At 43.1% G+C, this 13,877-nt stretch carries 13 protein-coding genes; all 13 read left to right on the top strand.

The window, feature by feature from the left end:
• The first annotated feature begins 9 nt into the window (after positions 1 to 9).
• The 13 genes from PGU50_RS03940 to PGU50_RS03880 all read left to right on the top strand — a co-directional run bounded on the left by PGU50_RS03940 (position 10) and on the right by PGU50_RS03880 (position 13,872).
• A complete protein-coding gene (locus PGU50_RS03940) occupies positions 10 to 684 on the top strand; it encodes a Crp/Fnr family transcriptional regulator (RefSeq protein ID WP_270246156.1) in 675 nt (224 codons plus the stop codon).
• Positions 685 to 778: 94 nt separating this feature from the next.
• A complete protein-coding gene (gene zapA, locus PGU50_RS03935; protein ID WP_008375194.1) occupies positions 779 to 1,192 on the top strand; it encodes a cell division protein ZapA in 414 nt (137 codons plus the stop codon).
• A 101-nt stretch (positions 1,193 to 1,293) separates the two neighbouring features.
• Positions 1,294 to 3,708: a U32 family peptidase gene (locus tag PGU50_RS03930; protein WP_270246155.1), complete on the top strand. Its 2,415-nt coding sequence runs from the start codon at positions 1,294 to 1,296 to the stop codon at positions 3,706 to 3,708.
• Positions 3,709 to 3,716: 8 nt separating this feature from the next.
• The gene (locus PGU50_RS03925) at positions 3,717 to 5,249 is read left to right on the top strand and encodes an FtsW/RodA/SpoVE family cell cycle protein (protein ID WP_117556003.1); all 1,533 of its coding nucleotides are present in this window, start codon (positions 3,717 to 3,719) and stop codon (positions 5,247 to 5,249) included.
• A gap of 76 nt (positions 5,250 to 5,325) precedes the next feature.
• Positions 5,326 to 6,663 carry a peptidoglycan D,D-transpeptidase FtsI family protein gene (locus PGU50_RS03920; protein ID WP_117556404.1) on the top strand — a complete coding sequence of 446 codons (1,338 nt, stop codon included), beginning with the start codon at positions 5,326 to 5,328 and terminating at the stop codon, positions 6,661 to 6,663.
• A 20-nt stretch (positions 6,664 to 6,683) separates the two neighbouring features.
• Complete coding sequence (locus PGU50_RS03915; protein WP_117556001.1) at positions 6,684 to 7,010, top strand: hypothetical protein; 327 nt, start codon at positions 6,684 to 6,686, stop codon at positions 7,008 to 7,010.
• Positions 7,007 to 8,122 (top strand): DUF2953 domain-containing protein, encoded by a 1,116-nt coding sequence (locus PGU50_RS03910; protein WP_270246154.1) that lies wholly within the window; start codon positions 7,007 to 7,009, stop codon positions 8,120 to 8,122. Before PGU50_RS03915 ends, PGU50_RS03910 begins: the two co-directional genes overlap by 4 nt.
• A gap of 36 nt (positions 8,123 to 8,158) precedes the next feature.
• Positions 8,159 to 8,566 (top strand): GerW family sporulation protein, encoded by a 408-nt coding sequence (locus PGU50_RS03905; protein WP_055155563.1) that lies wholly within the window; start codon positions 8,159 to 8,161, stop codon positions 8,564 to 8,566.
• A gap of 53 nt (positions 8,567 to 8,619) precedes the next feature.
• Entirely contained in the window at positions 8,620 to 8,757 is a 138-nt protein-coding gene (locus PGU50_RS03900) for a hypothetical protein (RefSeq protein ID WP_008375213.1), read from the top strand.
• Between the two features lie 187 nt (positions 8,758 to 8,944).
• On the top strand, positions 8,945 to 9,688 hold the full coding sequence (gene rpsB, locus PGU50_RS03895) for a 30S ribosomal protein S2 (RefSeq protein ID WP_270246153.1): 744 nt from the start codon (positions 8,945 to 8,947) through the stop codon (positions 9,686 to 9,688).
• A gap of 45 nt (positions 9,689 to 9,733) precedes the next feature.
• Complete coding sequence (gene tsf / locus PGU50_RS03890; protein WP_044999250.1) at positions 9,734 to 10,666, top strand: translation elongation factor Ts; 933 nt, start codon at positions 9,734 to 9,736, stop codon at positions 10,664 to 10,666.
• 609 nt (positions 10,667 to 11,275) lie between these two features.
• A complete protein-coding gene (locus tag PGU50_RS03885) occupies positions 11,276 to 12,859 on the top strand; it encodes an ABC transporter substrate-binding protein (protein WP_117558290.1) in 1,584 nt (527 codons plus the stop codon).
• A gap of 62 nt (positions 12,860 to 12,921) precedes the next feature.
• Complete coding sequence (locus PGU50_RS03880; RefSeq protein WP_117558288.1) at positions 12,922 to 13,872, top strand: ABC transporter permease; 951 nt, start codon at positions 12,922 to 12,924, stop codon at positions 13,870 to 13,872.
• Positions 13,873 to 13,877: the final 5 nt, after the last annotated feature.

Genomic DNA, 13,877 nt, shown 5'->3' with positions numbered 1-13,877 from the left:
GCAGCATAAATGCAGAAAGAACAAGACAGGGAAGCGATTTACCGGAGCATTTTCTTCTGTGATATGGATCGGAAGAAGGCGGATGAGATCATTGACCGGTTAGGCGGCAGAACCGTAACCTATGACAAGGGCGAAATCATCATAAGAGAAAGAGAAAAACTGAACAATATCGGAATCCTGCTTGACGGGGGGCTCTGTAAAGTGCAGTATTACCGGGATGGAACCGAACAGCTGGTCCAGAAGCTGGTCAGCTCGTTTGTTGTGGGAGTGGAGATTGCGGTCAGTGAAAAAAAGACGAGTCCTTATGATATTTATGCATCGGAACAGGCGCATATTTTCTGGTTCCCTGTACGGGCGATGGAAGAAGAGGGTGTTCTGGATCTACGTGAGAGGATTGAGTTTTACAAGAAGACGGTTCATTTCCTTGCAAATGAAGATATCCGCAAGTGCAGGAAAATCGAACTGCTGTCAATCAGAGGAATCCGGGAAAGAATCGAGCGGTATCTGAGAGTTCAGCAAAGCCGACACAAAAGCAGTGCCTTTGATATTGAATTTAACAGAGAACAGATGGCGAATTATCTGGGAATCAACCGGAGTGTGCTGTCACATGAGTTGAAAAAAATGGAAAAAGAGGGGATTTTGAAGGTCAGAAAGAATCATTTTGAGCTGGCTGATAAAGAATAAAACAGAATTTCTGCTGAAAATATCGAAAAGTGGTTGGTTTTTATCAGAATATAGTTTATAATGAAAAAAGGATTAGGCGGCAAGGAGGTTCTTTATGGCATCGTCAAAAAATTATACAGAAGTTTTGATAGGCGGCAAAGTATTCACCCTGAGCGGATTTGAAAGCGAAGATTATCTGCAGAAGGTATCCACTTATCTGAACCATAAAATCGAGGAATGTACAAGCAGCGATGGATATCGCAAGCAGAGTGCGGAAGCCAGAAGTGTGCTTCTTGCTTTAAATATAGCAGATGATTATTTTAAAGCCAAGAAACAGGGCGGCGCATTAGAAAGCGACATCGAGGCAAAAGACAAGGAGATGTACGATTTAAAGCATGAACTGATCTCAGTACAGATCAAGTATGAGAATGCTGAAAAAGCACTGGATAAACTCAAGGCAGAGAATCAGGAGCTTCAGATGAAGATCGTACAGCTTGAAACAGAAATGAAAAATCACCGTACAAAATAGACTGTCCTGAGGCAGTCTATTTTTGATACTCCGGTATACAAAGAGAAATGTCTGCAACACAGGGGCTTTGTATACAGGTTATTTAAAGATAGAGGAGTTATATGAAAGACAGAGTTGAAATCCTTGCACCGGCAGGGAGTATGGAGTGCCTGAAAGCGGCAATTGCAGCAGGAGCTGATGCGGTATATACAGGGGGAGCCCTTTTCGGGGCACGTGCTTATGCACATAACCTGACGGAGGAAGAACTTTTAGAGGCAATTGATTATGTGCATTTGCATGGAAGAAGACTGTATCTGACCGTGAATACACTGATCAAAGACCGTGAGATGGAAAAACAGATGTATGATTATCTGCTCCCTTATTACCGGCAGGGGCTGGATGCGGTGATCGTGCAGGATATTGGACTGTTCCGTTTTATCCGGAAGCATTTTCCAGATCTTCCGATCCACGCAAGTACCCAGATGACGCTTACGGGAGTGGATGGGGCGAAGTTTCTGGAAAAGGAAGGTGCACAGCGGATTGTTACATCCAGAGAACTGAGTATGGCAGAGGTGAAGAAGATTGCCGATGAGACAGAGCTCGAGATTGAAAGCTTTGTACATGGTGCACTCTGCTATTGCTATTCCGGTCAGTGCCTGTTCAGCAGTTTTATCGGCGGCAGAAGTGGCAACCGTGGACAGTGCGCACAGCCGTGCAGACTGCTTTACCGGACACCGGAAGCAAAGAGACCACAGTATCTGCTGAGTCTTAAGGATATCTGTACATTGGAACTGATCCCGGAGATGATCGAGAGCGGGATTTATTCTTTCAAGATTGAAGGCCGGATGAAGAAGCCGGAGTATGCGGCAGCAGTCGCTTTTCAGTACCGGAAATATGCCGATCTTTATCTGAAATATTACGAAGAATGTCCGGCAGAAGAGGATCCGGCAGCGTATGCGATGAAGAAATACCGTGTCCGCGAGGAGGATCGGCAGATGCTGCTGGATCTCTATAACCGTGGCGGTTTCCATACGGGTTATTATCATACACAGAATGGACGGGAGATGATTTCCTTAAACCGTCCGAACCATGCAGGAGTGCCGGCAGTAAAGGTACTTGCTAAAAAAGGCAGAAATGTGACTGCAAAAGCACTGACAGACCTGTATCCGCAGGATATTATTGAACTCCCGATGCGCAAAGGCAGGGAAAAAGCAGATAATTATACCTGTAAGGATGCAGTCAGAAAAGGAATGAATGTGCAGATCCCGGTATTTGCAGATACCCCGTTCAAGAGGGATGAAATCTGGATGCGTACAAGAAACAGCACATTGATTGACACGCTGCGTGAAGAATTTGTAAATGGAAAAATAAAAGAACGGATCTGCGGAACTTTCCAGCTGTATCCGCAGGAAACGGCAACGCTTACGGTGAAGTGCCGGGATGCCGAGATTACGGTTGCCGGTGAAAAAGCACAGGAAGCACTGAGCCAGCCGATGAGCAGAGAGCGGATTGAAAAGCAGCTGCGCAAGACGGGAAATACGGAATTTGAATTTTCCTTTTTAAAGGTCGAGATCGGAGAAAAAGTATTTCTTCCGATGCAGAGCCTGAACGAACTTCGAAGGGAAGCACTGGAGACACTGGAAAAAGTGATCTGTGAGAAATACAGAAGAAGTGGTGAAGTGAAAGATCCGGAAGAAGATACGACAGAGCTTTCAATGGAGGAAGAGGTAATTTCCGGATGGACGGCATCGGTAAGAACCGCAGAACAGCTGGAAGTGATCTTGGAAGAAGAAGCAATCGGAAGAATCTATGTGGATTGTACCATGTTCCCTCGCATCTGGGAGAAGGACAGCTATGTGGAGTGGATTACAAAAGTACATGCAGCAGGGAAAGAAATTTATCTGGTCATGCCTTATATTTTCCGGGAAAGAACCCGAAAACAGTATGAAGCTGCATATAACCGGATATTCGGAGCCGGATGGGACGGCATTCTGATCGCAAATTATGAAAGTTTTGCGTTTCTGAAAGAGCATGGTTATACCGGAAGGATTATGGCCGATTACAATCTGTATGAATTTAATCAGGAAAGCAGGAAATTCTGGAAGGAAAAGGGAGTTTTTGAATTTACAGCGCCCGTGGAACTGACAGAAAGAGAACTCCAGGATCTCCGGGTAAAGGATGGAGAAGTGATCGTATATGGTTATCTTCCGATGATGGTATCTGCAGGATGTATTCAGAAAACGACCAGAGGATGTCAGAAAAAATCCGGACAGATGACAATAACTGACAGATATCGTAATTCATTTGTGGTAAAAAATGAATGTGATTACTGTTATAATATCCTTTACAATTATGTACCATTATATCTGGGAGACCGGATGGAAGAGGTATATCAGATCGGTCCTGGGCGGATCCGACTGATGTTTACTACTGAAAGGCAGCAGGAGGTAAGGCAGATTTTAAGTGCGTATTTTGAAGGAAAAGAACTTCCGGAGGGAACGTACACCAGGGGACACTGGAAAAGAGGAATAAAGTAGGTGGAATTTTGGTCAATATAATTGTAGAGCTGTCAAAATATCTGATGATAGCCCTGATGCTGGTCTATACATTTGAATGTTTTGCAGTATTTAATTACGCAGATGAGTATACACAGAGAAGTATTTTCAGAAAGCAGAATGTGCTGATGTTTCTGCTTCATATGATTGCATTTCTGGTGATGTATCTGCAGAAAAATGAAACAAAAATGATCGGATTTTACGGGATGCAGGTGGTACTGTTTCTGGCAGTTATTTTGCTGTATACAAAAATTTACCCGCGGGTGTCGCGGCTGGTTGTAAACAATATGTGTATGCTGATGGCAATCGGTTTTATTATGATCACCAGACTTTCGTATTCGCTTGCGGTAAAGCAGTTTATCATTGTCAGTGCATCCGTAGCGATAAGTCTTGTGATCCCGGTCATCATCCGGAAGGTAAAAGCTCTGTCAGAATGGAAAATATTCTATGCAATTGCAGGTGTTGTAATGCTTGGGGTCGTTATCATTGTAGGACGTGTGACTGGAGGAGCGATGCTGAATGTTGCAATCGGAGGTTTTACCCTTCAGCCATCTGAGCTTGTGAAAATCATTTTTGTATTTTTCGTTGCGGCGAGTCTGAAGAATGACACTTCATTTAAGAATATTGTGATCACAACGGCAGTGGCAGCAATGCATGTACTGATCCTGGTTGTGTCAAAAGACCTTGGTGCGGCGCTGATCATCTTTGCTGTATATCTGGTGATGCTTTATGTGGCAAGCAGACAACCACTTTATGTACTTGCCGGACTGATTGCAGGAAGTGGGGCATCAGTTGTGGCATATAAGTTATTTAACCACGTCCGTGTGCGTGTACTGGTATGGAAGAATCCATTTGCCGTTTACAATGAAGGTGGTTATCAGGTGGCACAATCCTTGATGGCGATCGGTACAGGAAGCTGGTTTGGAATGGGACTTTTTCAAGGGGCGGCAGATCAGATACCTGTTGCAGAGTCAGATTTCATTTTTTCAGCAATTGCGGAGGAAATGGGACTGATTTTTGCACTTTGTCTGATCCTGGTATGTGTCAGTGTTTATATGATGTTTCTGAATATTGCGATGCAGCTTCGGGACAGCTTTTATAAACTGGTGGCACTGGGACTTGGAACCTGTTATATTTTTCAGACATTTCTGACGATCGGAGGTGTGACAAAGTTCATTCCGTCTACCGGAGTGACACTTCCGCTGGTAAGCTACGGTGGAACCTCCGTTCTCAGTACGATCATTATGTTTGCGATCATTCAGGGACTGTATGTATTAAGAGAAGACGAGGAAGAAGACATTGAAAGAAAAAAATTACAGAGAAGACGAACTTCCAGATCTGGATCAGCAGCTGGAGAGCCTGCCAGACGAGAGCGGGTATCACGACCAAAAGAAGAAGGCAGAAGGAAAAAGCCGCAGCAGACGAACGGATGGCGAACCGAAGAAAAAGGCCGAACGCAGCAGCCTAAAAAACGGACAGCGGCGTCCGAAAGAAGCACAGGCAGAAAGAAGCGGAGCCAGTAAGAAAAAAGAGAAGCAGATGACCAATAAAGAACTGACGAGAGTTACTTATATTTTTGTAACACTGTTTTTGGTACTGATGGGATATCTGGTTTATTTTAATGTGGTAAAAAGTAAAGAGGTTGTCAACAGCACGTACAATATCCGTCAGGATCTTCTTGCGGACCGTGTGCTGCGTGGCAGTATTACAGATAAAAATGGAGAAGTGCTTGCACAGACTGTGACAAATGACGATGGATCGGAAACACGGGAATATCCGGAGGGAGAAGTGTTTTCACATGTTGTCGGATATGCCGCAAAAGGAAAATCCGGACTGGAATCCTCACAGAATTTCAATCTTCTGACTTCAAATGCCTTTTTCCTGGAAAAGCTGGCGAATGAATTTAAAGACCAGAAGAATACGGGAGATACGGTGGTCACAACCTTGGATGCGAACCTGCAGAATGCAGCATATAATGCACTGGGAGATAACAAAGGTGCAGTTGTCGTGATGGAGCCAAGTACAGGGAAGATTCTGGCAATGGTATCGAAGCCGTCTTTTGATCCGAATAATGTTTCGGAAAACTGGGATGCACTGAACAATGACGAGAACAGTTCGCTTCTTAACAGGGCTACACTTGGACAGTATACACCGGGGTCGACATTCAAGCTGGTGACAACACTTGCTTTTATGCGGCAGAATCCAGATTATAATAATTATTCGTTTGAATGTAATGGAGAATTTTCACAGAATGGGGCGACGATCCACTGTTATAACAGCACTGCCCATGGGGAAGAGAATCTGACGGATTCGGTTGCAAATTCCTGCAATTCTTCGTTTTCAAATATCGGGCTGCAGCTGGATAAGGCAGAATGGAGAAAGACTGCCAAACAGATGCTGTTTAACAGCAAGCTTCCGGGTGATGTGAAATATAATGAAAGCAGTTTCCGCCTGAAAACAGGTGCAGGAGATGCAGATACGATGATGACTGCAATTGGTCAGGGAGAGACACAGGTCAGTCCGTACCATATGGCGATGATCGTTTCGGCGATCGCAAATGGTGGAAAGCTGATGAAGCCGTATCTGGTGGACAAGATTACAAATTATGCAGGCACAACGGTGAAGAAATATATGCCGGAAAGCTACAAAGAGCTTATGACATCATCTGAAGCTGCACAGCTTACGGAATACATGAAGGCGGTTGTGGATTATGGTACCGGAGCTGCGCTTTCAGGTGCGTCTTATACAGTGGCAGGGAAAACCGGAACTGCCGAGGTCAGTGAAGATGGAAATACAGTACATTCCTGGTTTGTCGGATTTTCCAATGTGGATAATCCGGAGCTGGCGATCAGCGTTTGTGTCGAGGATGCAGATACAGCGACCATTACTGGTGTCAGTGTCGCAAAGCAGGTGTTTGATTCTTACTATAATAATTAAAGGTCGGGGAGACAGCGCACATGAGGTTTTACAAAAATCTTTATGTCAGTGAGAGCATGGCAAAAAAGAAAGAAAAAGTGATTGCAAAACTGAATAAAAAAAAATATCCGTTGAAAACTTATGTGATCGCACTGATCGAAGAAGGGGAAAATCAGCTGGAATTTTATTCGACGTTGATGTTCCGCCAGGGAAGTGTGATCGATGATGATATTTTCGCAGTTGGTCTTGCAAGCGGATATGATGATGCGCTGTATCTGGTAGAAGAGATCGCAAAGGAAGTTTATGAAAAAACAGGGGATCTGGATATCCGGTCCTACATCAGAAAGCAGGAGAGGGAAGAAGCATGATTCTACATATCATTGGATTGATTTTGAAGATTATCGGGATTCTTCTTCTGGTGATTCTTGGAATCCTGCTACTTGTGATCGGTGTCCTTCTCTTTGTACCGCTGAGGTATGAACTGCGTGCCGAGTTTCCGGGAAAGCTGGAAGATGCAGAGGGGAATCTTAAGATTTCATGGCTGCTTCATCTGATTGCAGGAAGAGTGGAGTATCGGAACGGTGATGTGAAATGGCAGGGGCGGATTGCCTGGAAGAAGTTGGGAGATGTTCTGGAAGCGGAAGATAAACCGGCGAGAAAGAAGGAGAAAAAGCCGGATGGCGGAAAAAAAGCCGGTGCGGAGAAGGTCAGTGAGAGAACGGCAGAAAGAAATGATGCGGCAGATGTAAAGAAGCCGCAGACGCTGCCGGAAAAGAGAGCCGAAAGCGGAACGTATGCAAAGCCAGAGCATACGGATGTGAAAGATGAGAAGTCCAAAACAGAAACACAGGGAAGTCCTGACACGAAGGTGAAAACATTTTCAGAAAAAAAAGAAGAGAATGCTACACCGGAAAAGGAAAGTGAATCCAGAGAAAAAAAGGATGTTCATGGCGAGAGAGGATTCGGAAAGGCTCACAAAACTCCACGAAAGCGGAAGAAACCAGTCAAAGCATTTGGAAAACTGATCCGGAAGCTCAGTCAGAAGCTTCGTGAGATCCTGGAAAAGATCAAATGTACATGGAAGAATTTATGTGATAAAATAAAGAATATCGCAGAGAAAAAAGATAAAATTCTGGAATTTCTGGAACAGGAAAATCATAAAGCAGCTTTTGCACGTGGCAAAAAGGAACTGGTCTGGGTGAAGCGTTTTCTGAAGCCGAAAAAGCTTCGCGTAAAACTGCATTTCGGTTTTGAAGATCCTTACCATACCGGACAGGTACTGGCACTTTGTGGAATGTTTTATGCATTTATCGGAGAAAATATGGATCTGGAACCGGATTTTGAAAAGCGGGTACTGGAAGGTTCCGTTTATGTAAAAGGAAGACTAAGAACAGTTCATATGGCAGTATTTGCAGCAAAGATGCTGCTGGATAAGAATATCCGCAGCACTTACTATGATATCAGGGAGTTTAAATGGTAAAGCTTTCGATAGAAAATAACAGGAGGAATCGAAAAAATGGCAGTAGATAATCAGTTTAAAGAGACAGTAGATGCATTGTTTAAAGGGATGAACGGCGTGGTATCATCCAAAACCGTTGTAGGAGATGCAATCCACATCGGAGATACGATCATTCTTCCGCTTGTTGATGTATCTTTTGCAATCGGAGCAGGGGCATTTCATGCGGACAAAAAGGACAGAGGAGCCGGCGGACTCGGCGGAAAGATGATCCCGAGTGCGGTGCTTGTGATCCAGAACGGAACAACCAGACTGGTCAACATCAAAAATCAGGATACCATGACCAAGATCCTGGATATGGTCCCGGATGTGATCGACCGTTTTAAATCCCCTTCTGAGGATAAGATGACGGAGGAGGATGTGGCAGATCTGTTAAATGAAGCAGATTCTCCGGAAAATCAGGAATAGACGTAGGTTTCTGGCATATATTTATTGTAAAAGAGGAAAAAGCAGGAACGAAGATGAAACGGGTATTTGGTTTTGCACTGTTTTTTGTGGCACTGGGTATGGTGATCATGATGTTTATTCCGAGCATATTTATCGGAATCCTGATCGTTCTGCTGTGCCTCCTTGTCGGATATCAGCTTTTTTGCTGCTGATTTTGAAAAAATATGAGAACCTGCAGGGGAAACCCTGAAAAAAGCCTTGCGTATGCAGGGCTTTTGTGATACAATGCTAACGTTGCAAAAAAACACGTGTGTGGTTTATCCCGGTGGTGCCAAAGCTGACAAGCATGGTTCGCGGACATAAGCACACGGAAGTAAAAAACCAATGGAGGAAAGAAACATGAGCGTTATTTCAATGAAACAACTTTTAGAAGCAGGTGTTCATTTCGGACATCAGACAAGAAGATGGAACCCTAAGATGGCAGAGTACATCTACACAGAGAGAAATGGTATCTACATTATCGACCTTCAGAAATCTGTAGGTAAAGTAGATGAAGCTTACCAGGCAGTATCTGACATCGCAGCAGAAGGTGGAAAGATCCTTTTCGTAGGAACAAAGAAACAGGCTCAGGATGCTATCAAGACAGAAGCAGAACGTTGCGGAATGTACTATGTTAACGAAAGATGGCTTGGAGGAATGCTTACAAACTTCAAGACAATCCAGAGCAGAATCACTCGTCTGAAAGAAATCGAAGCTATGTCAGAAGACGGAACATTCGATGTACTGCCGAAGAAAGAAGTTATCGAAATCAAGAAAGAATGGGAAAAGCTTGAAAAGAACCTTGGCGGAATCAAAGAAATGAAGAGAATCCCGGATGCTATCTTTGTAGTAGATCCTAAGAAAGAAAGAATCTGTGTTCAGGAAGCTCACACACTTGGAATCCCGCTGATCGGTATTGCTGATACAAACTGTGATCCGGAAGAACTTGATTATGTAATTCCAGGAAATGATGATGCTATCAGAGCTGTAAAACTTATCGTATCCAAGATGGCTGATGCTGTAATCGAAGCAAACCAGGGCGAAGCAGAAGAAGTTTACGAAGGCGAAGACGTAGAAACAGCTGAAGAAACAACAGAAGAATAATTCGAACAATCCAAAAGATCATATTGAAAGATGGAGGAAAAAATCATGGCAATCACAGCAAGCATGGTAAAAGAATTAAGAGAAATGACAGGCGCTGGTATGATGGACTGCAAAAAAGCTCTGAACGAATCTAACGGAGATATGGATGCAGCAATCGAATACCTCAGAAAGAATGGCGAAGCTAAGGCTGTTAAGAAAGCCGGACGTATCGCAGCTGAAGGTATTGTTATGGCAGACGTTAAAGAAGATAAGACAGCAGCTATCGTAGAAGTTAACTCTGAGACAGACTTCGTTGCTAAGAACGCTGATTTCCAGGCATTCGTAAAAGCAGTTGTTAATCAGGCACTTACTACAAAAGCTACAGATATGGAAGGATTCATGGCTGAAGCTTGGAACGAAGATGCTTCTAAGACAGTTAACGATGCACTTACAGAAAAGATTTCTGTAATCGGAGAAAAGCTCAGCATCAGAAGATTCGAAAAGATCGTTACAGATGGCTGTGTAGTATCTTACATCCACGGTGGCGGACGTATCGGTGTTCTTGTAGAAGCTGATACAGCAGTTGTTAACGATGCTGTTAAAGAAGCTCTGAAAAACGTAGCTATGCAGGTAGCAGCTTTAAATGCTAAGTATGTAAGCCAGGCAGATGTAGATGCTGATTACATCGCACATGAGAAAGAAATTCTTCTTGCTCAGATTATGAACGACCCGAAAGAATCTCAGAAACCGGAAAAGGTTATCCAGGGAATGATTTCCGGACGTATCAACAAAGAGATGAAGGAAATCTGTCTGTTAGATCAGGTATATGTAAAAGCTGAAGACGGAAAACAGTCTGTAGCTAAATACCTTGATGAAGTTGGAAAAGCTAACGGAACAACTATCACTCTGAAGAAATTCGTTCGTTTCGAGACAGGTGAAGGTCTTGAAAAGAAAAATGAAGATTTCGCAGCTGAAGTTGCAGCTCAGATGAACGCATAATCGAACAGTTCACAAAAGAATTTAACGAAAATGGGATTGCTTTGCAATCTCATTTTTGTTATGAGCAAGTAGCAAAGCGGATTGCGAATGTCCTTTTTGTTATGTAAATCAACGAAAAACCTTGAATTCAAGGTTTTTTTGCGTATTGGGGAATAAATTTCGACTTATCGTAAATTATCGCTATTTATGCATGGAATTGGGTAAAAGTTGGGGAGTGAGCTGGGGAATTTTAATTCCCCAACTGGCGTATGAAACTTCGCCTCATTCTTCTGAAATAAGTAGGCGGAGATTGCCTGTTTTATTTTGTTGGGGAGTAGTGTAACTCCCCAATATTTCCTCAACTTTTGATGTATCATAGCGTGAGACTTCTCAGCTTTCCGTAAAGTGTTATACGGAAAAATTGCTGATTGCCGAAAACGTGTAAGAAGAATATAATAAAAACATTAGATGGACTGAACAGAAAGCATGTAATCGCGGTAGTTAAAGAATAGTTATAGAAGAATAAAATATTAACAATACTTATAGGAAAAAACAATTAGACTTATAAATATAATTGATGTATACTACAAAAGGTGTTAATTATATGACAATTTTAGGAGGAAAGAATTAATGAAAAAGAAAACACTTTCACGTGTTCTTGCTTTCTCTTTATGTGCAGCTCTTCTTGCAACAACAGGTTGCGGGGGATCAGACAAGAAAGATGGCAGCACAGATGCAAAGCAGACAGAAGCAGCAGCGGCAAAAGATGAAATGCACATTGCAGTATCAGCAAACCCGCCAACACTTGACACACAGATCAGCAACTCCAACATTGTAGGACAGATTGCGTATCATATTTTTGAGCCACTGTTTGCAATGGATGAAAACTATGAGCCGCAGCCGGTTCTTGCAGAATCTTACGAAGTAAGCGAAGATGGTCTTGAATATACCATTAAACTTCGTGAAGGTGTGAAATTTCATAACGGCAACGAGATGACTGCAGATGACGTTGTTGCATCTATGAACCGTTGGATAGAAAAATCACCAAAGGCAAATACATTGATCGGTGGATCTACATTTGAAAAAGTGGATGATTATACAGTGAAGATGACAGCTAACCAGGCTTCTTCTGATATTATTACCGTTCTTGCTAACCCGATCATGTTCGCAGCTATTTATCCGGCAGAGATTGTTGAAGCTGCTACAGATGAAGGAATCAGCGAATTCATCGGTACAGGTCCGTATAAACTTGCTGAGTGGAAACAGGATCAGTACATCAAGTTAGAGAAGAATGATGATTACCAGGGAAATGAAAATGCAACATCTGGTCTTGCAAGCGAAAAAACCGCTGCAACAAAGACATTGGTATTTGATTTCGTTACAGATGCATCTACACGACTCGCAGGTGCACAGAACGGACAGTATGATGTTGTTGAAGAAATTCCGTTGGATAACTATGATGATCTGGCAAATGCTTCTAACGTAACACTTAGCATTACAAAGGGTGGTACACTTAACCTTTTCCTTAATACAACAGAAGGAATCATGGCTAACCAGGATATGAGACAGGCCGTGCTTGCTGCACTTAACTGTGACGATATTCTTCTTGCATGTTACGGTAACGAAGACCTCTACGAAGAAAATCCGGGATGGTTCAACCCGTCAGATACACAGTGGGGAACAGATGCAGGAAAAGAATATTACAACCAGAAGGATGCGGATAAAGCAAAAGAGCTTCTTAAGAAAGCAGGATATAATAACGAAAAACTTGTACTTGTAACAACACCGGATTATCCGGAAATGTACAGTGCAACACTGGTTGTTCAGGAACAGTTAAAGAAAGTTGGAATCAATGCTGAAGTTGAAAGCTATGATTTCAGTACTTTCATGGAACATCGTGCAGATCCGAAACAGTTCAGCATGTATGTGACAAGTAACAGCTACAACGTAATTCCGATTCAGTTATCCGTGCTTGATAAAGGATGGGCAGGACTTGATACACCGGAAGTTACAGATGGAATTACAGCGATCCGTTCTGCTGCATCTACAGAAGATGCTTCTGCTGCATGGGCAGATCTACAGGAATTTCTTTATGAATATGGTGCAGCATCTGTTATCGGGCATTACACAGGCGTAAATGCTCTTAGCACAAAAGTAGAAGGTTATGATTACTTAAGATTCCCGATTTTATGGAACGCAACAGTTTCAAAATAATCCGGAGATGGTAACGGCGAGCAGCAGATGCGGCTCGCCGTTTTTTAAAGAAGGAGTACAGTATGTTATCTTATATCGGAAAAAGACTTTTATCACTGATCCCGGTTATGTTTGTCGTATCAGTTGTTGCTTTCCTGGTAGTTTACATGATCCCCGGGGGACCTGCAACGGCAATTCTTGGTATGGAAGCAACTCCGGATCAGATCAGTGCACTCAATGCACAGCTTGGTTTTGACAGACCATTTCTGGTACAGTATCTTGATTGGTTTGGAAATGTGTTACACGGGAACTGGGGAAATTCTTATTTTCTTCAGACATCTGTTCTTTCGGCAATCGGAGAGTATTTTGGACCAACCTTAAGTCTGGCAATTCTTGCACAGATTTTTGCACTGATCCTTTCCGTACCGCTTGGAATCCTTGCGGCTTACAAAAGAGGAACAGCCATTGACGTAACAGCCGTTTCAATTTCACTTCTCGGTTCTGCACTTCCGGGATTTTTGCTCAGTATGTTTCTGATGCTTGCTTTCAGTGTGTATAATCATTGGTTCCCGGTTGCAGGCTATGCCACACTTTCTGCAGGATTTGGCGAACATCTGAAATATCTGTTTGTTCCGGCTCTGTCACTTGGAATCGTACAGGCAGCATATCTTACCAGAATGACAAGATCTTCCCTTCTGGATGTGCTTTATAAAAACTTCATCCATACAGCCCGGGCAAAGGGACTGAAAGAGATGAAAGTGGTTCTGGTCTATGGACTTAAAAATGCAGCGCCGATTATTTTAACAGCGGTGGGACAGTCATTCGGAAGTCTGATCACAGGTACTATTGTCACAGAAACGTTGTTTAACATACCGGGGCTTGGTATGCTGACCATGACTTCCATCAACAGAAGAGATGTCTTTGTGATTCAGGGAGTTGTACTATTTGTAACCATGTTGTATGTACTTGTCAATCTGGTGGTGGATGTTCTTTACGGTTTCGTAGATCCAAGACTCCAACCAGGACGCAAATAGGAGGA

The organism is Coprococcus sp. AM11-30B (assembly GCF_027674365.1).
Classification (GTDB): domain Bacteria; phylum Bacillota; class Clostridia; order Lachnospirales; family Lachnospiraceae; genus Allocoprococcus; species Allocoprococcus comes.
This window is presented reverse-complemented; position numbering and strand designations above follow the sequence as displayed.

Bases quoted from the DNA above. Each gene is read 5' to 3' on its own strand.
- PGU50_RS03940 (WP_270246156.1), top strand. From the start codon at position 10: ATGCAGAAAGAACAAGACAGGGAAGCGATTTACCGGAGCATTTTCTTC.
- zapA (WP_008375194.1), top strand. From the start codon at position 779: ATGGCATCGTCAAAAAATTATACAGAAGTTTTGATAGGCGGCAAAGTA.
- PGU50_RS03930 (WP_270246155.1), top strand. From the start codon at position 1,294: ATGAAAGACAGAGTTGAAATCCTTGCACCGGCAGGGAGTATGGAGTGC.
- PGU50_RS03920 (WP_117556404.1), top strand. From the start codon at position 5,326: ATGGGATATCTGGTTTATTTTAATGTGGTAAAAAGTAAAGAGGTTGTC.
- PGU50_RS03915 (WP_117556001.1), top strand. From the start codon at position 6,684: ATGAGGTTTTACAAAAATCTTTATGTCAGTGAGAGCATGGCAAAAAAG.
- PGU50_RS03910 (WP_270246154.1), top strand. From the start codon at position 7,007: ATGATTCTACATATCATTGGATTGATTTTGAAGATTATCGGGATTCTT.
- PGU50_RS03905 (WP_055155563.1), top strand. From the start codon at position 8,159: ATGGCAGTAGATAATCAGTTTAAAGAGACAGTAGATGCATTGTTTAAA.
- PGU50_RS03900 (WP_008375213.1), top strand. From the start codon at position 8,620: ATGAAACGGGTATTTGGTTTTGCACTGTTTTTTGTGGCACTGGGTATG.
- rpsB (WP_270246153.1), top strand. From the start codon at position 8,945: ATGAGCGTTATTTCAATGAAACAACTTTTAGAAGCAGGTGTTCATTTC.
- tsf (WP_044999250.1), top strand. From the start codon at position 9,734: ATGGCAATCACAGCAAGCATGGTAAAAGAATTAAGAGAAATGACAGGC.
- PGU50_RS03885 (WP_117558290.1), top strand. From the start codon at position 11,276: ATGAAAAAGAAAACACTTTCACGTGTTCTTGCTTTCTCTTTATGTGCA.
- PGU50_RS03880 (WP_117558288.1), top strand. From the start codon at position 12,922: ATGTTATCTTATATCGGAAAAAGACTTTTATCACTGATCCCGGTTATG.